General features: G+C 35.6%; 10 protein-coding genes and 2 pseudogenes. 5 read left to right on the top strand and 7 right to left on the bottom strand.

The genetic code is table 11. The features are described from left to right. On the bottom strand, window positions 1-10,401 hold the full coding sequence (locus JNG87_RS11920) for a SpvB/TcaC N-terminal domain-containing protein (RefSeq protein ID WP_202838630.1): 10,401 nt from the start codon (window positions 10,399-10,401) through the stop codon (window positions 1-3). 8 nt (window positions 10,402-10,409) lie between these two features. Beyond that, on the bottom strand, window positions 10,410-11,564 hold the full coding sequence (locus JNG87_RS11915) for a T9SS type A sorting domain-containing protein (RefSeq protein WP_202838629.1): 1,155 nt from the start codon (window positions 11,562-11,564) through the stop codon (window positions 10,410-10,412). A 633-nt stretch (window positions 11,565-12,197) separates the two neighbouring features. On the opposite strand from JNG87_RS11915, the gene JNG87_RS11910 reads away from it, so the two are divergent. After that, entirely contained in the window at window positions 12,198-14,153 is a 1,956-nt protein-coding gene (locus JNG87_RS11910) for a TonB-dependent receptor plug domain-containing protein (protein ID WP_202838628.1), read from the top strand. 611 nt (window positions 14,154-14,764) lie between these two features. Here JNG87_RS11910 and ligD read toward each other — a convergent pair. The 4 genes and pseudogenes from ligD to JNG87_RS21680 all read right to left on the bottom strand — a co-directional run. Then, complete coding sequence (gene ligD / locus JNG87_RS11905; protein ID WP_202838627.1) at window positions 14,765-17,449, bottom strand: DNA ligase D; 2,685 nt, start codon at window positions 17,447-17,449, stop codon at window positions 14,765-14,767. Between the two features lie 40 nt (window positions 17,450-17,489). After that, the gene (locus JNG87_RS11900; RefSeq protein WP_202838626.1) at window positions 17,490-17,681 is read right to left on the bottom strand and encodes a DUF3606 domain-containing protein; all 192 of its coding nucleotides are present in this window, start codon (window positions 17,679-17,681) and stop codon (window positions 17,490-17,492) included. A 744-nt stretch (window positions 17,682-18,425) separates the two neighbouring features. Beyond that, a complete protein-coding gene (locus tag JNG87_RS21685; protein ID WP_238349718.1) occupies window positions 18,426-18,554 on the bottom strand; it encodes a helix-turn-helix domain-containing protein in 129 nt (42 codons plus the stop codon). A gap of 228 nt (window positions 18,555-18,782) precedes the next feature. Next, window positions 18,783-19,018 (bottom strand): annotated as a pseudogene (locus tag JNG87_RS21680) (cyclic nucleotide-binding domain-containing protein); the annotation flags it as partial. Between the two features lie 268 nt (window positions 19,019-19,286). Here JNG87_RS21680 and JNG87_RS11890 point away from each other — a divergent pair. After that, complete coding sequence (locus tag JNG87_RS11890) at window positions 19,287-20,081, top strand: helix-turn-helix domain-containing protein (RefSeq protein WP_278352199.1); 795 nt, start codon at window positions 19,287-19,289, stop codon at window positions 20,079-20,081. A gap of 68 nt (window positions 20,082-20,149) precedes the next feature. Then, window positions 20,150-20,965 (top strand): hypothetical protein, encoded by an 816-nt coding sequence (locus JNG87_RS11885; protein WP_202838624.1) that lies wholly within the window; start codon window positions 20,150-20,152, stop codon window positions 20,963-20,965. Window positions 20,966-21,449: 484 nt separating this feature from the next. On the opposite strand, the gene JNG87_RS11880 is transcribed toward JNG87_RS11885, so the two are convergent. Next, on the bottom strand, window positions 21,450-21,893 hold the full coding sequence (locus JNG87_RS11880; protein WP_202838623.1) for a RadC family protein: 444 nt from the start codon (window positions 21,891-21,893) through the stop codon (window positions 21,450-21,452). A gap of 434 nt (window positions 21,894-22,327) precedes the next feature. Between JNG87_RS11880 and JNG87_RS11875 the strand changes: the two genes are divergently transcribed. Both JNG87_RS11875 and JNG87_RS21780 read left to right on the top strand, forming a co-directional pair. Then, window positions 22,328-22,549, top strand: coding sequence for a hypothetical protein (locus tag JNG87_RS11875; protein WP_202838622.1), 222 nt, complete (start codon window positions 22,328-22,330; stop codon window positions 22,547-22,549). A gap of 48 nt (window positions 22,550-22,597) precedes the next feature. After that, window positions 22,598-23,380 (top strand): annotated as a pseudogene (locus tag JNG87_RS21780) (recombinase family protein); the annotation flags it as partial. Between the last annotated feature and the right edge of the window lie 542 nt (window positions 23,381-23,922).

Here is a 23,922-nt window from a genome sequence, read left to right as displayed (position 1 = left end):
CTACCATCTTCTTTTTCCATCAGGACCTTTTTCCCAAGGTCTGTGGTATTTTAAATTACTTCCCTTGCCTCTATGATAATGTGGCACAGGAATTTTATTATCTTTTATCCAATCTGCTAATGTTAATCTTGAAGTTCTTCTACTCGGATGCCTAAGTGGATGTATATCAAATCTTTTTTGTGCTCCATACCCTGCTTTACTTCCTTTAGAAATTCCATTAATATTACCTGTTCCTGATTCTCTTAAAACTTTTGTATTCTTGAGAGAATTTCCCCCTCCTAAAGCTAAAGTTGCTAAGTCAGCACCTGTTGCTATATTTTCTGCAGTTTGATCGTCAGCTCCTAAAGTTTTAGATCCTTCAACTACACCTTTATGTAAATAAGTATCCTGACTTTCTCCTGTCCACATTTGCTTTGCTCCAGTGACTGTATTGTCTATTCCATTTGCTAGTGTTGCAGTCCCTATAACTACTCCTACACCTGTTTCTGCAGTAAGTAACCCTCCAACTCCACCAATCACAGTTTCAGTAGCACCCCCTACCATTTGTGCAGCCCCCAATCCTCTTGTTGTAACTTGTGAAGCTACTTCTCTTACTCCATCATCAATTGCCTTTCCTAAACCTGAGAATTTCCCACTTATTACTGAAGAATAATTCTGTTTTCCATTTGGATCGACGTACACAATAGGATTCTGGTAAGTATAAATAAATGGATTTAAATTCCCCCAGAAATATACTCCTCCATTATGTTCTCCATCACCATAAAATTGAGCCTCTATTACTGGATTATAAACTGCGAGTGGATCCACCCCATACCAAATACTCAATCTCGGATTATAATACCTTGCTCCATAATAATACAGTCCTGTATCCTCATCCAGTTCTTTTCCATTAAACTTATATGGATTATTGTAAGAGCCATCCATCTGCTCCAGCATGGTTTCTCCAAATGGTAAATTTAAGAAAAACTGTGTTGCATCTCCATAAGAATTGGTAACAAAGGTTGCGGTTCCTAAATGATCCCCATGCAGATAGTATAAACCTGGACTCTGATACATTTCTCTAAGCTCAACTGATACATTTCCTCCAAGATCCGTTTTTTGCAAATACTTTTTAAAGTCTGCTTCTGTATCCGCTTTCTTATCAGCCTGGTCTGTTGCTGTTCTACTAGTGTATAAGACGGACGGATCTTCAAATCGTGTGATGCCATCTACCAATCTGCTTGCAAATCGTTTTGTACCGTCAAAGTAATGCTTCGTATACTGACCTGAGGAGCTTACAGTTATATATGGGTTGGGATATAATTTATGATCGATCAGTGTGATATCATTAAGACCCACCGGTGCTCCATTCTGATATAGCTGTGCTGGAACCTCCAATCCGTATTTAATAGCCCTTTCTCCTTTGTCGTCGTATGTATAATACTGATAAACTCCTGTATTATCATTATAGAATGCTCTCATACGATCTTGTTCATCCCAGAACATTTTTCTTGTTCCATTCTGATCAGTATGTATTACTGTGTTTCCATTATAGTCGTATTCAAATGCTTCGTTATTTCCTGTTAAACCGTCATCTACATTCTTAAGCTTATGAGTCCCATCAATATATTTATAATGATTTTCATAAGTATTTTCCGGTACAATAACCTGATCTCTTTCGTGATGCTGTCTTTTTCCTGTAATACCTCCCACATCGTTATAATGCATCTCAAGTTCATACGTTGACTGAGCAAAATTAGAAGTCGGTATAGGTTGATTTTCACCATCTAAAATGATTTTCCTTGTTCCAGTTCCAACCAGTCTGTTCAAAGTATCGTAACCGAATTCAAAATCAAAAGCTCCTCCCATACCATTTGCTTGTGGTGTTGCGATGTTGGTAATTTTAACAACATTTGAAAACTCATCATACTTGTATTTATTCTGCAACATCGGGGCAGATATACTGCTTAAATTATAATAATCCAGCTTTCTGTCAGTAGGGTTATACATATATGATTGGGAAGTTCCGTTACCGTAAACAATTGCCAAGCGCTGGTCAAAGTGATTATACTGCGCATTGTTTATATAAGTTTCTCCGTTATTATTATCCACTGATTTAAGCATACCACCTTTGTCATAGTGATAGGAAACAATTTCATCATCAGGATATTTAATCTTTGTGATACGATTCCAGCTGTCGTAGTTAAATGAAGTTTTAAAATACATTTCAGGAATATGATATCCGCGTATCACTCTTACCTCTGAAAGAACCTCGCCCATTCTTCCATAGGAATATTTTGTACTTCCTGATCCATCATCTTTTATACGAAGTTTTCCCGCATTATTTCCGGGTGTCGAAGGATAATATTCGTAAGCCACATTATTGGGATTTGGATCTCCGGATGGTAAATCAGGTAAAACAATTCCTATGAGTCTGTTATAATCGTATTTATATTGAATAACATGAGTACTGATCGTAGGATCATTGACTAAATTTTCCGTTTGTAATGTTACCAGGTTTCCGGAAGGATCATACTCATATACAGTTTTGCCTTTATCCGGATGTATTTGTTTTACACGTCTTCCCGCCATGTCATAGGAATACTGTGTTTTAATACCTTCCGGATCTTTTACCATAACTAACTCTCCAATAGTATTATATTCAAAGAATGTTGAAATCGGAGTATTATCCAAATAATCGTCCTTCTGTACTACTTTTCCTTCTGCGTTGGAATAGGTTTCTGATTTTTGACTGGAAGCTTCTTGCGTTATTTTAAATAGGTCATGATCAATACTATACGATGTTTTTGTTGTCACACTATTTTCATCTGTAAAAGTGATCACTCTATCCCTGCTATCATAATCACTAGTAGTAGAAGCCCCACTACTTGCTAAATTTAAGGCTTGATTCGTTACCGCTTCCATTACAGGATGAAACTGTCGAATTACTCTTCCCAAGCCATCATATACTGTTCTTCCTGAAACGGCTCGCGATTCATATCCAGACCATTCAAAATCCTTTTTTGTCTGTACAATTCTTCCCAGGAAGTCTGAATAGGTATCCGTCATAATGGTATTTCCAGAGCTTGCATATTCTGGGTCATAGTTAGATGTAGAAGCTCTATATAATTGTATTGCAGAATCACTATTGGGGATATCTGCATGATCAAACCAATATTTATATTTTACAGTCGGAACTGTGGCACCATTTGCAATTTCATTAGGTCCCATAATTGTTCTTGTTCTTCCGAAGCCGTCATAGGTATATACCATGGCATTCCCACCTGTATCCACTTTTCTCGTTACCACATCGAAAAGAGGATTATATATTGCGGAGGATTTAATATTGAAAACATCTTTTACTTCCACAACATACTTACCCGTTACCGCATCATCATAGGTATAATCAATTGAATACCTTTGTACAGCACTGGTATTATTATTTGGCGGATAAGTAACTTTTATAATGTTTCCTGCAGTATTATAATTTACATCAGTAATAATTTCAACGGCCCCATTGGATATAGAGTATCTTCCTATATCTCCGTTACTCAAATTGATATTTTGAGCGGTTCTTTTTCTTAATAGCTGTGAATTTGTAGTTCCTTCATAGACTTCAACTACTGTAGGCACTCCAATAATATTATTATTAATCGCCTGGTACGTGATTCTGGTATTATAAGATGTAGAAGGACTGGTATACTGATATTTCTCAACAAGACCTTTTGTAGTATATGTAAACTTCTCTGTGGTAGTAATACTGCCTCCTGATTCATATACTGTTTTTATTTTTTCATCCACTAATGAGATGGCCATCTTTCTACCTTCTCTACCACCACTATCATAATCAAAAGGTAGATCTGAACTAAGATTAATTAATGTGGTATTATACATAAATTTTTTCAATTTATAATTATACTTCACATCAGACAAATAGCTCCCGTTACCGCTTTGTAGTGTACTTTGCTTAAGCAAGCCACTTAATAAATACGTATTATTAAAGTATACATCGGTAGAAACCCTTTCTGTTGAACCATTGTTGATTTCCTTTTTAATGACAGTTTCAAAACCGAAATCTTCTCTTTCTCTTCTGTCATATTTTCTGTTATGGAATTCATATCTGGTTTCCATTTTCGTTCCGTTTTCCGTTGTATACTCCTGAGAAAATACGTCCGGATTTAATACACTGATGTTTTTTACAATTAATTTTGCATGAGGATTGTCATAATTTGCTCTGGAAATCTGGTAATCCATTACATATGTTCCCTTCGAGAAACTATTGGTAATTGATTTTAGTTTATTTGTTCTTCCTATTTGTGAATAATTAACAATAAATCCACTGTCTGTATCCTGAACCAGATCTGTAAATCCATCACCATTCATATCCCGGAATGTCTTTTTGGTTTCTGTAACGTTCATTCCAAGGTTTACATTCGCGCCTCCTCCGGCTTTAATCCAAAGAATAAGTATAACAACAGGTGGTACAAGGGTAATAGGTCCCATATTGAACATATAGTTTGCCCCAAAAGAGAACGATCCGTTATATGACCTTGTTTCATCGGAAAAATCAATATTCCCGGAATTTTTTAACAGTGGTACTCCTGTATCAAATTTGTTTCCAAGATTATATCTCACTATTGTTGCCCCATTGGAATCAACCTCTAGAAGATCGATTAATCCGTCTCCGTTTATATCCTCATAGACAACATCTGCACTTCCTGTTGAAGCAGAAGCACTCACCCCAGCACTGATCCCAAATCCGAAGCCGGCCAGAGCACCTAAATTAGCTGAAGATCCAAGGCCGCCACCTAAAGAAATACTTGCAGCGCCTTTTGGATGAGAACGGTAAGTAAGTATGTTCGGAAACAATGAAGGTGAACTTACAGTCTTTCCTAAATTTAAACCAACTCTCATATTCTGAGTATGTCCACCTACCACTCTGTCAGGAAGCCCATCTCCATTAATATCCATCCAAAAAGCATTTCCCGCATCATAGGAATCATAATACTTATTAAGGCTGGCCTCTACTGATGCATTCCCGGACCAGGGAATTCCGCTGTCAGGTTCTGTGGAAGTACCATTACTACCGTGTACTCTTAATCTTCCCGTTACCGAGAATATATTAGAAGAAAATCCTGCAGAATTACTTTTTTGATAACTTAACGATTGGGTGGGCTCTCCATATGAATTAGCCCTGATATCTTCCAAACTTCCTGTAGAGTTGGTAAACTGCATTGATCGCGGATATACTATATCAGGATACCCGTCTCCATTCATATCGGCAAATGTCTGACTCTCCACACTATGATAAGTTTTGGTTATGGAGTTTCCTCCATTTACAGAAATTAGACTTCCTCCTATAGTTTCATTGCTTGCACTGCTCCTTTGATCTTTGTTAATAGCCTTCATTGTAGTATCTACAGAAAGCTGGCCGGAAACATATGTTGCAGGAACCACCGGTGGTACAGCAGGAACCGGATCAGTAAAGTAACTTACATTATCTCTCGTACTAAAGCTAAATGCTGATGAGTATTGATTAGGTGCCAAACCTGCCCAAACTCCTGTTTTTGAGCTCAAAAAAGTACCTGTATATGCTGGTTTCATCAAAAATACAGATGAAGAAATCGAATTATTGCCGGCATTAGGGTCCGGGGTTTCATTTAAAATACAATTCACCAATGCATCATGATTACTAACAATATTTGGATTCTGACATCCCGAATACGTATTCTGATTTGCAGTTGGTGTACCAAAATCTCCAAAATTAATAGGTCTCCCATACAGATAGTCTGAAAGGCTTCCTAACTTGTACACAAATTGTCCCCAGTTATTAAAAAAGAACGATTTTGAATTATACATTGCTGTATTAACAGCGGTTGCTGTCGTAGAAGCATAAATGTATACATTATCGTAATAAACATTAAATGGCATTCCAGAAAAATAGGCCGAATATTTGTTAAATAGTGCATAATCTCCGGCAGTTTTACAATATACTTCTACGGTTACCAAATGATTTTTATTGGCAGCAAGAAAAGGAACCTTTCCTGAATAAAAGCTAACAGGAGCAATTCCGTTAACAGGTTGACCAGCTATCATATCTTCTTCTATAAGAGTATTGTTTGTATGAGAAACAATAACTCTTCTCTTAGCCAGAACCTGATTTCCTTTCTTGATAATGTAATAGAACGAGCCTGTTGCTAGGCTGGAAAAATTGACATTTTTATTAATCTGCACTCCAAAATCATGGGTTCCTGATAATAATATAGAACTTATAACATTATTAATATCCAATCTGGGAGCCAGCTGAGTAACAACAAACGATGGATATTCTGCAATACCTTGCCAGTTGACAACTGCATTGCCACTGCCATAGTTTACTGCAGCGTTATAATCTACAGTAATCTTTCCATTCCAGTTAGTAATTTTAAAATTGGTAAAAGAATCAGATTCAACAATAAATCTCAGATAAACCGGTTCTCCTTGATTAACCGTGAGGTTTAATGTATGAGCCTGTGTTGTCAGATTTGATTGATTATAGATTTCCGGCGTAATTAGATCAGTTATAGTTCCTGAGTTTACCTTTTCAGTAACCACTCTGAATTTTATATCATCGGACAAATAAGGGAATGTAATAGATGGAATATTAATAGCAACACTCCCTGGAGCATCCAGAAGAATGGGTGCAGAGGCATTGTTAAGAAGAAAATTTTCGCCGTACGAACCATTATTTAGTTGAAACTGATCCTGAGATAATTCAACGTTATTCAAGAGTTCATCTCCGTAATGTTCTTCAACATAAGTAATGGTAGGATTTGAGTTAACAGCAATATCCTTATTTATATTTTTATGCACCCTCACATAAATTTTTTCTCCGGTTTTCACAAACAGTCTACTTGAATTATCGATCCCGTTCGAAATAGCATAATTAGGATCTGCATCAACTGACTGCATGTCAGAATAATAATCATTGTATCTGTTTATGACAATATCTACAGGACCAGTGGGTGGTACAATTTTTTGTAAATATATTCTGGTATTAGTAAATGTATCCGTCGTCCCACTCATTGGAGTAGGATTTTTGATCTCTACACTATAATACATCCAACCAACTCTGTCAAACGGGTTTGATGCCAGTGAAACAGTATCTGTGAATCTGACATATCCATCTCTAGGTGCTACCCACACTTTTACAACATCATTAATGTCAACATAGTTTTTCACTGGTTCTTCCGGACAAGGATACGGATATTGGCCCGGATCCCCACATTCTCTTACCGGTTTCTGGATCGCTTTTGCTTTCACCACCATATTCTCAGTATACTCAGAATGTTGGGTCATTTCAGACTTTCCGGAACTAAACCTATTGAACCATACCTGTCCATCGTTGACAATATCCATAAGACCGTCTGAATTTGCATCAATTAAATAAGTCTTTGTAGTCCCTTGAGTTGACGAACTTATCTGAGATTTACTGAAGATCATTGCTCCCATGTCCCATCCGTTATTGCTTGTACTGGTTTCTGTATAAGAAAAATCACCACCGGGATAATTTCCAATTGGTTCAGATTTATTAAAGCTCAGGTTTCCCGCATCATCCAGTTTTCCGGTTCTCAGGAATAATCCTTGGCTCGGAACCCTGTAAATCATATCCTGTATCCCATCGCCATTAAAATCTATAAGCTGCTGGGCATTTCTTGCTTTAGCACTGGAACTTCCAAAAGGAAAGCCAAACATCAAATGCCCATAAGCGTTACTGGAAGGTGTGAAAAAGTTTAATCCTGCTGCAATTCTTATATTGAACCCTGTCTCAGAACTGATATTTCCATTAATTTTAGAAGGCTTTACCAATCCCCTTACAAAATCGGAATAAGCCTCTTTATCATTCTCAAGACTGATGCCGTTTTCCGGACCAAATATTTTTACCTTACCTTGATTATCCTTCACATCATCATAATATTCGAAAGTATAACTGTCTGAAATTTCATTACAAGTAGTCTCAATACCTCCGGGACCGCCACCTCCACCGCCGCTTCCATCGTCCATATCTCTTTCTCTGCTTGCCGAACCTGTATTTTCTGTCTTTCTGACCGCAGTTTCTTTAGGGGTATCTGCTGATTTAGCGAAGGTAAGTGTGGTAGAGCAAGGATTGTTCGGAACAATATAAATTCTCTTTAAAAGAGTTTTAAAAAACTCGCCTTCTTCATAATCCATTTTATAGGTTCTGACCAGCTCGGTTTTGTATTTAACTTCAATGCTTTTTAACAAATAAGGTTCTGATCGTACCAACCCCTGCTTCGCATTGGTTGTAATATCCTGTCGGGTAATACTCGTTTCTTTGTTAAAGTTAACTGTATAGTCCTTATTTTTGCCATAAGCGATTTTTTTAATCTGAAAAAATGTACCGCCTCCTCCGGATTCATTATAATAAGTAAACTCCATGGTATTACCGTGAGCATCTTCTACCAAACGTAGTCCCCAGTGAGCAATCCCTCCTGAACCATAAAGCACAGAGTCTGATGAGCCCCCATAATATCTTTTGGTGCCGTCAGTAGACGTCACTTTCCATGTATAATTATTAGGACTCGTTCCAATTCTTTCAATAAGTGTAAAATCGTGATTCTTTCTTAAGTAAAATTGTTTTATATCATTATTGACATAGGAAGACCTTGGTTGCTTTTCAGTAGTAATGGCAGCATTGGTTTCACTCATATCATTATGCCTGTGGGGAAGATATTCATTAGGATACACAAGCATTTCGCCATCAAAAGAATATAATTCAGTTTCCTTTGCTCCGTCAAACAATGGGGCTCCCCATTTGGTATCTACCGTAATAGAAGACAAACCGTTGATATTCCAGCCCTCACCCATCCATCCGTTTCCTCCTGCACTGGTATAGGCAATCGATACTGAAGGCTGTAATCCTCCGATTCCTGCTGGAACCCGAATCGGATAATTGGCATTAGCATCCCCTTTTTGTGTTGCTGTAGGAACTCCCATTAACTGTAAGCCAGCAGTAGGGTCAGCTGCTTTTAATCCGCTTATGCTTGTAGGAGTAAATGCTTCCAGCTTTGAGGATTCCGGAACTGAGATTACTCCATTAATATAATCGGTGTCTCCTTTTGTTTCCACCGTAACAACTTTTTTCTTTGTATCAACTTTACTTGTAGGGTCAACTCTCCATTTTTTTGATGAATAATCAAAATAAAATGCCTTTAACTCCTTTGCAGATCTTGCTCCTAGTTTCTTTTCATCATAAGGAAAAGAAAAAATCATGTTCTTTGTCAATTCTCCCAAATGACTTTCTAAGCGGTAGGCGCCAGAATTGGCCGTCATATTTTTAACTTCATTAGGAATGGCTGGATAATCTTTTTTCCGAAGTTTTAATACCTGAACCTGAACAGTATTCTCTACAGAATTCTTTTCAATGGAAAGTATTGAATTTTCATAGGATTCAATATGTTCTGTATCTTTTGAAATTGTAATGGTTACAGGAAAATATTTTTGTTCACTGACTGTTTTAAATGAAGATTTATTTTCCGGAATTTTATACTCCCTTACACCACCAGAGGTGATGATGTTAACAGCTCCCTTTTCTTTATCCGCTTGTGTCAGTTCTATTAAGGTTTCATATTCCCCTTTTACCGATGATACAGATTTATCATTAATTTGTACTGACCCGCTTTCAATCCCTTTGATATAAAGATGATCACCGGATAATAAAGATGATATATGATCTGTTGGCTTAAAATGATTCTCAAAAATGATTCTGACATTTTTCACCTTATATTTGACACCATTCAAAGAAGAAGTAAATAAAATAGTATTTTTTCCTTTTTCTAATGAAGTTACAGGGATTTCCTCTTTTTGGGTACTCCATTTGCTGCTGGCAACAATAATGTTTCCTCCGAAAGCAATATTTTTATTGATGGACCTTGAAACTGAATGGTAAGATTCTAATCCGAAAAGATCATATACCAAGTATGCTTTTACTTTTTTTTCAGTTACTTCAGGAATAGTGATGGTAAAGAAGTTGTCTGTTACATTATCGGACTCATCATCTGAAAATTCTCCAACAATTCCTTGCTTTTCCTCAGAATTAAAGACATAATCTGTCTCGTTATTTTTAGAAAATAAAACCTTGGACAAAGTGCCTTTTGGCAAAATTTCTCCATTTTCGTTATTTTCTCCTTTTATATTACCCGGAAAATTAGGGTTAAGACTTTTAAGTTCTGAACTTTTTGCTAAGTCTGTATAATCTTGTTTTGAATGATAAATATACTTATCCATCAAGCGAAGCTTGAAGGATCGTACTCTCTGCCGGTCTTCTTTCGTAAAGCTCGCAAATATAAACATACTTGCCAAAAAGCATAGAAAGAGTATTGATCTTTTTGTGAAAGACTCTCTGTTAATATGTATTTTCATGGTTAGATTTAGTCTACGATTAGTTTAAAGGTTTTTACAATTTTCCCGTTTTGAGTAAGATTGATCAGATAAGAACTTTGAACGGGAAGACGATTTGTGTATGATCCCACAGAATTGCTCACTTTTTCCAGCTTTATTAATTTTCCTCCCGCGTCATAGATTGAAATAACCAAATTATCCATTTTAGGAAAAACAATAGTAAAATTCTGATCTTTTTTAACAGGATTAGGATAAAGATTAATGGAATTAAAGTCTAGTGAGAGATCTTTTTCTCCATATAAATTTCTTAGCTTAGAATCAGATCGCAGATCCGCCTCCTTACCTTTCTGTTCTTTGGGACCCACAGCAAAAGTAAAATAAGCTTTACTTACGGAATCGAAAACATCAAGAAAATCTACTTGCGGGAATATGACATATTTTTCATTTTCAATACCGGAGATTCGCTGGACCTTTCCGTTATCTTTTTTAAGCAACATCCAATAGTTTAAAGGAAGAGATTTCGGGTTGACTGCGTCTTTTAGAATTCTTACGCTGTAATTCGTTTTAGGAACCTTATTTCCAATAAAATCAATTTCCCAGTTTCTTTCCAAAACATCTATATCCCGGTCTGTTTTTAAAGACATAGCTTTGTTATCATCTGACCACATCACAAAATTATTATTGTCAAGTGTAGCAGAATTTTCAAAGTTCGTTCTGGCAATAGTATTCATACCAATCGTAAGAAACAAGTCTGCCTGATTTGCAGATTGCTTCTGATAAAGTTCGTTCCCATCATCTCTTCCAAGACCCGTGGGACGGTATCTGTAATCTTTATGTTTTTCCGGATCCCAAATGACTTTAGCATCACTGCTGTAGTATTTACCCTTTTCTAAAGAAATTCCATATTTGATTGATAAGTATGAATGGATTTTATTAAGATCCATTGCTTTTGCTTTTTTGGTGAAGAAAAGCATTTCGTAAAGATTCTGATCTTCAAATCTGATTTTCATACTGTCAATCTTCTCTTTTTGATCGGCACTGCCTAAAAAAGAAAAAATGCTCGGACGCCTTCTAAGTTCCTTTTGGTTTTTACCTTTTACATAAGAATTATTACTGAGAGAAACTTTTTTATCAGCAATATTCCATATAAGCTCATCCTCTTTCGACGCATGAACCAAACTCAATGTATGACTTTTATTTTTGCTGTATTTAATATATTTTTTGAGCAGCTTGTCTTTGATACTGCAATGAAAATTTAATAAATTCTCATCCGAACATCGGGTTGCCTCCCGCAAGCTGGAATTTGTTTTTTCCCAAATTTGGATATCAGATCCTACTAACTGAGAATGCACGGAGAATGAACAAGACAGCATAGCCATCACGAGAATTCTCCTACAGGAATTCTTATTCATATAAATGGTGTGATTTAGCAACAATATTATAAGGTCCAAAGGAGCTATATTATTGTCATGTGATTATTTTTCGATGAAGTAATAGAGTACTTAACTACTTTAGTCCGTAATAGCTAAGTTTTTTTGGGAATATTTAAATGTAAAATGTTTTTCATGGATATTTAGTTATTTAGTTTATAGCAAATGTAGATAAAAATCAACAAATAACACAAAAACCGATTAAATTACATGATTCTTAATTTTGAATTTTGAAATCATACTTAACTGGCCACCACTGAATAGATAGTTTTTTTGATGATTTAAATTTGATCAAATATCTGAAAATACAACATTAAAGGCATTTTTAATATATTCTTCAAAAAGAATTCTAAGTTGAATTCTATATTTGCGTTCTGAATTATTCAAATGAAAAAGCTCACTTTATCAATTGCAGTGTTAAGTTCTGCAATGATTTTTTCCCAACAGAAAAAAGATACCCTTAAAATTAATGAAAGTTCTATTGAAGAAATCACTATTGTAGCTTCAACAAGAACTACACAAAAAGCAGAAAATTCTCCACAGAAAGTTGAAGTTTTGGGGAAAGAGGAAATGGCAGAAGAAAGTGGAATAAAACCTGCGGGCATTGCCAGTATTCTAGGAGATATCAGTGGGGTGCAGATACAACAAAGCAGTGCAGTTTCAGGAAATTCTAATGTGAGAATTCAAGGATTAGATGGCCGATACACACAAATATTGCGGGATGGGATCCCTTTGTTTGATGGCTTTAGTGGTGGATTAGGTGTACTAAGTATTCCACCGTTAGATTTACAGCAGGTTGAACTTATTAAAGGTTCTGCTTCTACCTTATACGGAGGGGGTGCTATTGGCGGGCTCGTAAATATTATTTCGAGAAAACCAGCCGACAAACAAGAACTAACGGGTGTTGTTAACTACTCTACTCTTGATGAAAAAAATATAAATGTATTTGCTTCTAAAAAATATAAATGGTTTGGGTATACGCTATTTACGGGATATACCCATCAGAACGGACAGGATGTAGACAACGATGGCTTTTCAGATGTTCCTCAGATAAGATCTCTGGTTGTTCATCCTAAATTATTTTTTTACCCCTCTTCCAATGTTACGATTACTTTGGGATGGAACGGTAGTTTTGATAAAAATCTTGGAGGAGATATGCAAGTTATCGAAGGTAATAGTAATATGATTCACCAATACTATGAACAAAACAAATTACAGCGGAATACTTATGAATTGACTTATCAGCAAAATCTGAATGATCACTCCAAAATCGAATTTAAAAACAGTTTAAGCCATTTTAATAGAAATTTTAGCAGTAATGACAATTTCCTGACCGCAGAACAGACTAATTATTTTTCCGAGTTAACTTTTGTAAAGATTATGAAAAATATGACATGGGTATTTGGTACAGATTTCCAGGGGAATAAATTCCAACCCAAAGAGGCTGGTATTTTTCATATACCAAAATTTGAGAATAGCAGCTTTGGGATGTTTATTCAAAATACATTGAAATTCGATAAGGCAACAATTGAAACAGGATTACGTAATGATTTTACAAACCACTACGGTAGTTTCTTCCTACCGAGTATTGCAGTAATTTATCATCTTGGTAAACTTTGGGCCGTCAGAGGAGGCATTGGTTTAGGTTACAAGGTACCAAATGCACTGGCTCCACAGATGACAGATTACCCTTTGGAAAGTCTTATGCCTATTGATTTAAAAACCACCCGATCAGAAAAATCAATAGGCTACAACCTGGAGTTCAATTACAAAAAGAAGTTTGATAATGGTAATCAGATTTTCATTAATCAGGCCTTCTTTTTAACCAATATCTATCATCCTGTTATTGGGAATATTGGACCAGAAAATAAAGTTCTTTTTGTAAATGAAAACAAACCTGTTATTTCTAAAGGTTTCGACACTTATGTAAAAGGTGTTTTTGATGAATGGGAGTTGTACTTGGGATACACTTTTACAATAGCTAAATATACTTTTTTAAATAACGATCAATTTATCCCATTAACTCCAAAGCATCGATTAGCAATGACTATAGTAAAAGATTTTGATGGTGGTTGGAAATTTGGTATTGAAGATTCATTTACCGGAAACCAGTATAGAATAAACCATACAATGACTCCCTCCTATTTATTTATGGCAGCAATGCTGTCAAAAGAATTAGGAAAACACATCACACTTGTTCTGAATTGTGAAAACATTTTTGATTACAGACAAAGCAAAAAAGAACCATTGTATAGCGGAACTATAAGTAGTCCAACCTTCAATGCCTTATGGTCCCCAATAGATGGCAGGGTTGTTAATCTTTCATTTAAATGGAAATTATAACGATCCTACTTCAATAGCTTAACTCAATTTCAACATTATTTCGTAAAAAGTGCCGTATTACAATGATAAGTCCTGCCAATGGAGCCCCCATCCTCTAAGACAACAAGAAACCTTGATGGATCTTTACTGTTAACAATCGTGTCCTACCATCTATTATAAGCAATTGATTTTCTTATGACCTGCACTTAAAAACTCTTGCATTCGTTCTCCACTGAGTGTGAAAGATAAAATTTTCAAAAACGCTTAAAAATCCGTTAAATAGCTATAATTTAATCAATTACAACTCTTTTGCATTTTTTATAATTATCGCTTTTTTTTGTAATTGCTCTAAATTAAGTTGGTAAAATTATGGCACTTACTTGAGAGTAACCGTAGAGGGTACACTAAAAAAGATTTCGACGAAAAGTGGGGATATATTGCGTTGGAATCAAAAATACAGAAAGAGCAATTGGAACAAAGAATGATGCAAAATCACTTGAACATTTCCTGGATACCTTAAAAACTTTAATTCTTAATTACAGAACAGAACTATTAGCAATGGGAGTTACCGTTACCTCGGAAAGAATAATTGAGTTTTAATTTTTATTCTTATAATCCTGAAAATTATTTCTTTACATAATTTCATCCGAAAACTGATCTCCGATCTTTTTCAGATTAATTCCTTTGCCTAATACCGGTTTAAAAATATCCCCTTCGCTCTGCATTCTTTCTATAGCATTGAAAATATGAAAATCAGAAATCTTCAAGCCCTTTTTAACTTCATCCCAATAAAGTGGCATGGAAACTGTAGCACCAGGTTTCGGACGGACAGAATAAGCTGCTGCAATGGTAGCATGCGGTCTGTTCTGTAAAAAATCCAGATACATCTTCCCTTTTCTATCCTTTATGGTCCGTTCGATACTTGTAAATTCAGGTAATTCCTTATGTACAAGAGTCACAATTACTCTTGCAAATTCTTTTGACTGTTCGTAGGTGTATTTATTTCCAAGAGGAATATAAATATGCAGCCCGGTAGATCCGCTTGTTTTGCAATAGCTTGGAACCCCCATATCATCCAGAATACCTTTTGTTACCTGCGCTGCTTCGATAACCTGCTCAAATGAATTTTTATCCGGGTCAAGATCAATAATACAAAAAGTAGGATGCTCAGGTTTTTTAATGGTACTGTTCCATGGATTCATTTCAATACATCCCAGATTAGCCATATACAGTAGTGTAGCCTCATCTTTTCCTACAAGATAATGCCGGTCTTTATGATCGGTATCGCTATGATATAAATAAGTTTCTGCCCAATCGGGAGCTGTTTTTGTAACATCCTTGAAATAAAATCCTTCATCCTCGATACCGTTGGGAAAACGGTTCATGCTTTGCGGACGGTCTTTAAGATAAGGCAGAATAAAAGGGGCTGCCTGGTAATAGTAATTAATAAGATCTCTTTTTGTGATCCCTTCTTTAGGCCAGAATAATTTATCAAGATTGGTAAATTTGAGTTCATGTCTGTTTATTTTCCGCACCTGGCTTTTATCTTTCGGATTAAGAAGTGTTTTACGGCTGGTCCCGGTTCTTGCTTTTATCATTTTAGCAGAGTGATCTTCTACTACTTTTTCTACAGATGCTTCTGTTTCCAGAACAACTTTTTTCGCATTTTTATCCTCTCTCATTCCCTCAAAAGAAGGATGCCTCATAACACCATCACTCGTCATCTCTGTAAAGCTTACTTCACACACTAATTCAGGACGAAGCCACGTTACCGTTGCATGTGGAGGATTTGGTCTGAACCGTGAGGGTTTATTTACATCAGGCTCTTCTGCAAAAGGTGCTTTTTTAATGATCAGCGGTTTAAAGAGTTCCATCATTTCCGTCTGCAGCTTTCTATTGAATCCTGTTCCTACTTTTCCTGTATATATGAATTTACTGCCTTCATATACTCCAACAAGAATACTGCTGAAGAGCTTATTGGAATCATCGTTCAGGGTATATCCGCCAATCACAACTTCCTGCCTTTTATTAGCTTTAATTTTGAGCCAGTCCCGGGATCGGTTATGTACATGATAAACACTGTCCTTACGTTTTGCCATTATACCTTCAAGGCCAAGCCTTTTCGCTTCTTCTAAAAAATCAGTACCTGACGTTTCAAAATGTTCACTGACAATGATACTGTTACTTTCAGGAAGCACTTTCTTTAAGACCGATTTTCTTTCCAAAAGGGAAAGATCCTTTAAGTCTTTGCCTTCATACCATAGAATATCAAACACATAATAAACCAGATTTCCATCTGCTTCGCTCCGCCAATTCTGAAGCTGTCCAAAATCAGCGGTTCCCTTTTGAGTCAGGACAACAATTTCTCCGTCTATCACTGCATTCAGATTCAATTTTTTAAGTTCATCATAGATCGGATAAAATTTTTCGCCAAAACTTTTATCGTTACGGGACTTTAATTCAACCTCACCATCATTCATAAAAGCTACCGCTCTGTATCCGTCCCATTTCACTTCATAGATCCATTCATCATTATCAAACGGCTTATCAACCAATGTTGCCAGCATCGGCTCAATCCGGGTATAAAATTTTTGTTCAGGCAATTTATTAAGAAGAGATTTGATATTACTCTTACTTTCAGGTTCTTCATCGGATCCCGCAGATTTTTTATCGGTGCCAGCTTTTCTTTTTGTATTTTTCTTATTCTTTACAGCCTCTGCTCTTCCATAGATATTATCCGGTGCTTTTTCCATCTGTTCAATCGTCTTACCGGAAATCACTGACTTATCTTTTTCTGTAATTTCTTTTTCACTGGCATACTGATCTTCAAGCTTCATCAGCAGCCAGCCGTTATCCCCCCTTCCATGCGCTTTTACGAGAGCAAACTCTCCTTTAAGCTTTTCACCATTGAGTATAAACTTAAGTTTGCCGGAATATAATTGATGAAGAAGATTCTTCTCTTGTTTTGTATGATCTTCATCTTGCAAATCTGCCGGCATATAGGTCCCCTGGTCCCACACGATCACAGTTCCACCACCATATTGCCCCTTGGGGATAATACCTTCAAAATTCCGGTAGTCATAAGGATGATCTTCAACCATCATAGCCAGCCTTTTTATGTTAGGATCCATTGAAGGCCCTTTTGGCACTGCCCAGCTTTTTAATACCCCATCCATTTCAAGACGAAAATCATAATGAAGATGTGAGGCATCATGTTTCTGAATCACAAAATGCAGCTCTTTTCCATTTGGTTCTCCTCCAAAAGGCTCAGGGGTCTTTTTTTCAGAACGCTTTTTGCGGTATTCAGATAAGCCCATAAAAATAGTTTTAAGATTTATTGCAGTGAGTAAAGAATCTTTACTTTCTATGTTTTTCCTTGAGATATTTTTCAAGTATTTTACGGTCATTCGATCCGGTTGCCCTTATCGCTCCTGTTACAGCCTGAGATGTCACTCCCATTTTTTCCTTAAAATATTGGATTTCGTAATTTTCCGATCCGCTGACTTTATTTCGGTCAGATGAACCTCTTTTGGATTTATTGTCTGCCATGATCTGATGTTTTGAGAATTAATATTTTGTAGGTTAAAAAAATTACAAAAACCAAGCCGTTTTGCGAAAATATATTTTATCATCACGGGATTTACTGTACCAACAACGATAAATAGGAGAAGAATGAATTACAAAGTAATTCTTAGGCTATCTCTATCGACCGGCTATGAAGATGCCGTTGGGTCGTCTTCCTACTTTAATCCTTGAACATATAATTTAGGTAATTGACACTCAGATTCAATTCATCTGTTATTAAAATAAACATTCGGTAAGCTTTCCAGCTTTGTAAATAAACAACTGAGCAAAATAAAATTAAGCTCCAACCTGATCCACGCAGCCAATTCTCAGAACTTAGATACAATGCTTCAGGAAAAGAAATCCTTACTGTAATGGTTTCAGATATTGGAGACAGAACAATATACGGTTACAAGACCGATATCGTATCAGCTAAAATAAACTACCGATAGACATCGAAAATGCATATCAGGAATCTACCACGTAAAGTGGTGTTCTAGAATGGAAATTCCGATTCATACAACTACTCAAAAAATAAATAGTACTGGTAAAAACTAACAAATAAAAGAGCGCACTTTTGTGCGCTTTTTGTAATATATACCCTGTTCTTTCAAAAGAGGAGTCCTATGCAGCCTAATGAGAGTTTTGTTGTATTTCTATGATTGTTTGTTAACACTGCTGCTAACCATTTCAATAAATGATCTTCAAAAGATAACGATAATATAAATTCTAATATAATATTTTTCGTCCTATAAGCTTTAGAATATGTTCCCGTTCCATCTTTTTAATAGAACGGATTACAGTCTCCACCCGTAGCCCTGTGAGATTAGCAATCTGTTGCCTTGTTAGGGGAACCATATAACTATATTGCTCCTTTGAAACCGAGGACTCTTTGTAATAGTCCAGCAAAGATCTGATTTTGGTAGAAGGATCTGAATTTGAATTATTAAACAGCATTACATACTTGTAAAACAGCCTATCGGAAAGATGCCTAAGTATATTGAGCATGATCTGGTGATTCTCACAGATCAATTTTAGAAATTTGTCTTTAGGGAGAATTAATAACCGGGAATCTCCTTTTGCGACCGCATTCATAGGATATTGACGTTTACCTAACAAAAGCGATGTGCCAACACTCTGTCCGGCTGATAAAATGTTAAAAGTAAATTCCTACCATCCTCATGGTAAGTATTTACCTCTACTGTTCCTGTAACAATCTGGAAATAATACTGAGGAATGCTACCAAAATGAAAGATTATTTCTTTGTCAGCATAGTCTTTGTAAACAGCTCCATTTTCGAGCAAAAGATTTTCATCGATCATATTCTTTTCATTTAAAGTGATTCAACAAAAAATCTTAGTAAATTGGTAAAAGCAAATATCAAAATTCAAGCCATATCCCTAACAAATACTGGTTAAAAGTTAAAAATATAAACCAAATAAAATATAAAGATATTTTCCAGTAGCATATTTGTATTTTAAATCAATTTATAATATTATTTATTCTTTTTTGAAGTTGTAAAATTGCATGTGTTTAGCTGATATTGCATTTATGAGAAACATCTTCAATAATTAATTTAAGCCAATTAAAATGAAATATTATCCAATACCAGAAGCTTTAATGAATTATGTTGAATCTATCTGGTCATTTGAAAGCCCGGAGCAGATGGAAGCTGATGAACAAGCTTCTATTATTCCGTCAGGCCGCTGGATCGTCATATGGAATTATAGCGGGGAATATGAACATGTTATTCAAAATCAATCTTATCATCATTCGACATTTGATCTTCATTTGGTTGGACAGCACCATACTAAAATTGTGCTCAAAGGTAATGTTCCCGTACATTCCATCGGTATCAATTTCAAGCCATACGGTTATTATTCAATAGCAGGGAGCGAACTTGCAAATTATCTCAGCAAAGTGGTTTCCATCTCAAAAAGAAAGCTTGACGGCTCTGAAGTTTTGACAGATTTTTCAGGAAACATTCAGGAATCAGTAACTCAACTTACTGAACTGCTTACAGAAAGGATAAGGTTTGAACCAGATAGCCGTGTTGTCCATATTACGGAACAAATAAATGCTCACAAGGGCAATATTTTAATTAAAGATCTTTTTGCAGGAATTAATACTTCGCAACGCCACCTTAACAAACTCTTTAAATTGCAGACCGGAATTACCCCCAAGGAATATGCCTCAATAGTACGTTTTCAGGAGATATTTAACCGTTACATAAGAAATAAAAAACCAGAGAATAAAAATGAACTGTACGATCTTTTTTATGATGAATCCCATTTTTTGCAGAGCTTCCGTAAAGTCTTAACATTACAACCGAATGTATTTCTGAAAAAAAACAATAAACTGGGAAACGAGTTTATTAAAAAATAAACAGGTCTGTTTTTTCCTATCACCAACTACATCTGTACTGTTACTTTGCAGAAAAAAAACAGAACAATATGTTAAACAAAGTAACTGACACAGCAAAAGAGCTTATTACCTTTAAAGCTGCAACTACGACTATACCGTATGCAAAAGAAATTGCGAAGTATTTCAGTATTGATAACCCCCTGAATTCAGATTTTGGGTTCTGGGCAAGCGTGCTCCATTTTGAAATGCGCTATCTTTCCCTTGACTTTTTCGTTGAAAAGAGTATTTCTTCGGCGGTACTTGAATTGTCAGCAGGATATTCACTGCGTAGCTTGGAATACACCATTAAAAATCCTGACAAAATCTATTTTGATACTGATCTAAGGATAGTAATGAATGCAAAAATGGAAATGTTAAAGCGTCTTGATATTTCTGTTCCCGGCAACCTTAAGGTTCAGGAATTTGACGTTTTGAATCCCGGCAGTATTCTGACTAAAGATCAGGATCTTCTTATTATTAATGAAGGCCTGCTCATGTATTTCGATAGAGAAAAGCAGTCTCAAATCCTTAAAAATATACATTCGGTTTTACAAGAAAATGGAGGGACCTGGGTAACAGCTGATATTTATCTCAAACATGAAACCGGTTCCGTCGGTAGTGATAAGGATAAAAAATGGGAACGCTTCTTTAAATCAAATAATGTTATGGAAAATTATTTTGATTCCTTTGACCAGGCAGAACAATTCTTTTATGACAATGGATTTATTATTGCAAATAAATATGAACCTGAATTTGAAAAATTCAGCAGCCTTCCCAATTTATTGAATTCAGCATCTCCCCAACAGCTGGAGGCTTTGAGAAGTAAAGGAAATATTCAGCAGACATGGCAGCTTAAGACCAGATAATACTATAATAATTCTTTATTTCTATTACTTTATACCTTACACTTTTAATGAAACAAATTTTGAGTTTGTATCAATGTAGTAGTTTGTTTGGATTTTGAAATACTACGAGATTTTTTTATCTCTGAAAAGAATTGAATTACAAGAATCAAGTATTATTTCCTTAATAAATTAACAATAAACTGTGGCGGAAGCATGGCAGTTGTTACTTTAAAAGATGGAAATATGGATAGTACACTGGTTAAAGAATACAGTTCGAATCCCGTATTGAAAAATTTGAAAAAAACGATGGCTGCCATCAGCGGATTAAAGTAAAAAACAGAGATCTGGTCAGAGCAAAAATGATCAAATAAACTCCCCAATAATACAATATAATTTTACCGCGAAAAGACACCTTCGACCAAAGGAAGATCTGTCTTTTCGCCGAAAATTAAAAAACGGCAATCTTTAATTGCCGTTTTTTATGATTTATAATTTACAAAATCTCTCACAGTAAACCTTCATCGGCAAATGATAAGTATTCTGTAGATGTTAAAATACAATGATCCAGCAGTTGAATATTTAAAAATTCAGAGGCATTCCTGATTTTACCGGTCATTTTCAGATCCTCAGATGACGGTTTTAAACTTCCCGATGGATGGTTATGTGCTACAATAATAGATGACGCATTACACAATAAGGCGGCCTGCATAATAATTCTAATATCCACCAGTGTTGCAGAAATTCCAGATTCCGAAATTTTCTTTATTCCTAAAACGTTATGTGCATGATTCAAATAGAGTGCATAAAATGATTCTCTATAGTCAATTTGGCTATTATCAAAATGTGCTCTGAATACTTCAACCGCATCATCTGAATTTGTTATCAGTTTTTCGGCATTCCCTTCTCTTGAATAGGTTAATTTAATTTCATTGACAATATTAAACTTCATTTGTTTTGCTCCGGATACGGCGGAGCCTTTCTTTTCCCGTACCTGCTTAATTATTAAATCAATTCCCTCTTCCTATTGAGCCCAAGACTCTATTGATATTTTTCAAAAGAAAAACCGGAAAAAAGAAAGCAGATTATTGTTACGGGCAAAGTGAAAGGCAAAAGGAAACGGAATAACTGGAGGGTACCTTTAGGGAGGAAACCGTTTATGCCGTAGTCTTTTGACAGGGATATAGATAGAAGGGCTGACCGTTACAACTTGGCTGCCTTTTTACCGGGTATTTTTGAAATATCTGTAAACAATATTCAATTAAATAAGCCAGCAAAAGACATTATGTTCCAAATGAGCAGCTATTCACCATGATAAAGCAGTTAATGGTAATTTAACTCATAGTTAAACACATAGTACCGGAACTGACTAAATAGAGATGGTTTATGAAGAGAAACCGTAATCATAAAATAAGAAAAAGTAATGCTATAAAGACATTACCAAGATCATTATATAGTTATCATACTATTCAGCAACTTCCTTTTGAAAAAACAAAAAAAATACTTTTAAATTCGGGGCTAAAATTAACTGACCAAGAAGTAAAAGTAATCTCTGAAATTTTGCACAAAATTGCAGAACTCATTATAAAAGAGTTCATTACCAAATAATTCTTATATTGCATAAATTATTTTTTTTTGAATAACAATAGAAAGATCATGAAGATAGCAGATTTATACATTCGGGTTTCTACCGACGAACAGGCGGATAAAGGTTATTCTCAGAGGGATCAGTTTGAACGGCTTGAGCGTTACTGCAAACAAAACAATTTAATTATTGGTCAGACGATATTTGAAGATCATTCGGCAAAAAACTTTGTAAGGCCAGAATGGATTAAATATGTCAATCATATAAAAAAAAGGAGTACAAAACCCAATTATTTGCTTTTTACCAAATGGGATCGGTTTAGTCGAAATGCTGGCGACGCCTATCAAATGATTAAGCTGCTACAAAATCACAATATTTCTCCACAAGCTATTGAACAGCCACTGGACACAAGTATCCCTGAAAATAAAATGATGCTTGCTATCTACCTTGCTGCTCCAGAAGTAGAAAATGATCGCAGAGCATTAAATACATTCTATGGAATGAGAAGAGCACAGAAAGAAGGACGAGTTATGGGGACCGCTTCTTACGGGTACATCAATAAATGTACTGAAGATGGCCGAAAATATGTGGCTATAAAAGAACCCGAAGCATCAAACATGCGATGGGCTTTTAACGAACTTTCCAAAGGAAAATATGCCATAGACCAAATACGCAAAAAAATGAATTCGATGGGAGGAAGTCCTATCAGTAGAAGTTCGTTTTATAAATCTATCCGTAACCCTATTTATTGTGGCAAAATTTTTATAAAAGCTTATAAAGATGAGGAGGAATGTATTGTTGAAGGAAAGCATGAACCCCTGATTTCTGATTCATTATTTATCCAAGTTCAGCAGGTACTCACCGGAAAAACGAAGGATGAACGGCCAAGGGGTAAAATTCTTGTTTCGGAGAATTTGCCACTCAGAGGTTTTCTGAAATGTCCCAGATGTGGGCAACATATCTCAGGCAGCGGTTCCAAGGGCAAACTTAAAGTATATTACTATTACCATTGTAATTCAAAATGCGGCTATAGATACAATTCCACTGTGGTCAATACAATTTTTGAAGAGCAATTAAAAACATTAAGTTTTAACGAAAGCGCAAAACAATTAATAAAGGAAATAATACTGTTTAATTTTAAACATATCCAACAAAATGTTGATGACAGAAAAAAATATCTTGTCTCGCAATTACAAGATTTAAATAATAAATTAGACAATGCCAGAGACAAATACTTGAACGATCTGCTAGATTATGATGATTACCGTCTCATAAAATCTGATACCAAAGCTAAGTTAGACAATTTAGAAATGGAATTACAAAATCAGAAATTGACAAGAAAAAATCTTGGCATCACGAAAAAAGTTGAAACGGTTCTAAATATCATACCTAATCT

The organism is Chryseobacterium cucumeris (assembly GCF_016775705.1).
Lineage (GTDB): Bacteria > Bacteroidota > Bacteroidia > Flavobacteriales > Weeksellaceae > Chryseobacterium > Chryseobacterium cupriresistens.
Note: the sequence above shows the minus strand (reverse complement) of the source record. Positions and strands in the feature narration are given on the sequence as shown.

Bases quoted from the DNA above. Each gene is read 5' to 3' on its own strand.
- ligD (WP_202838627.1), bottom strand. From the start codon at position 17,449: ATGGGCTTATCTGAATACCGCAAAAAGCGTTCTGAAAAAAAGACCCCT.
- JNG87_RS11890 (WP_278352199.1), top strand. From the start codon at position 19,287: ATGAAATATTATCCAATACCAGAAGCTTTAATGAATTATGTTGAATCT.
- JNG87_RS11900 (WP_202838626.1), bottom strand. From the start codon at position 17,681: ATGGCAGACAATAAATCCAAAAGAGGTTCATCTGACCGAAATAAAGTC.
- JNG87_RS11885 (WP_202838624.1), top strand. From the start codon at position 20,150: ATGTTAAACAAAGTAACTGACACAGCAAAAGAGCTTATTACCTTTAAA.
- JNG87_RS11880 (WP_202838623.1), bottom strand. From the start codon at position 21,893: ATGAAGTTTAATATTGTCAATGAAATTAAATTAACCTATTCAAGAGAA.
- JNG87_RS11920 (WP_202838630.1), bottom strand. From the start codon at position 10,401: ATGAAAATACATATTAACAGAGAGTCTTTCACAAAAAGATCAATACTC.
- JNG87_RS21685 (WP_238349718.1), bottom strand. From the start codon at position 18,554: ATGGTTCCCCTAACAAGGCAACAGATTGCTAATCTCACAGGGCTACGG.
- JNG87_RS11875 (WP_202838622.1), top strand. From the start codon at position 22,328: ATGAAGAGAAACCGTAATCATAAAATAAGAAAAAGTAATGCTATAAAG.
- JNG87_RS11910 (WP_202838628.1), top strand. From the start codon at position 12,198: ATGAAAAAGCTCACTTTATCAATTGCAGTGTTAAGTTCTGCAATGATT.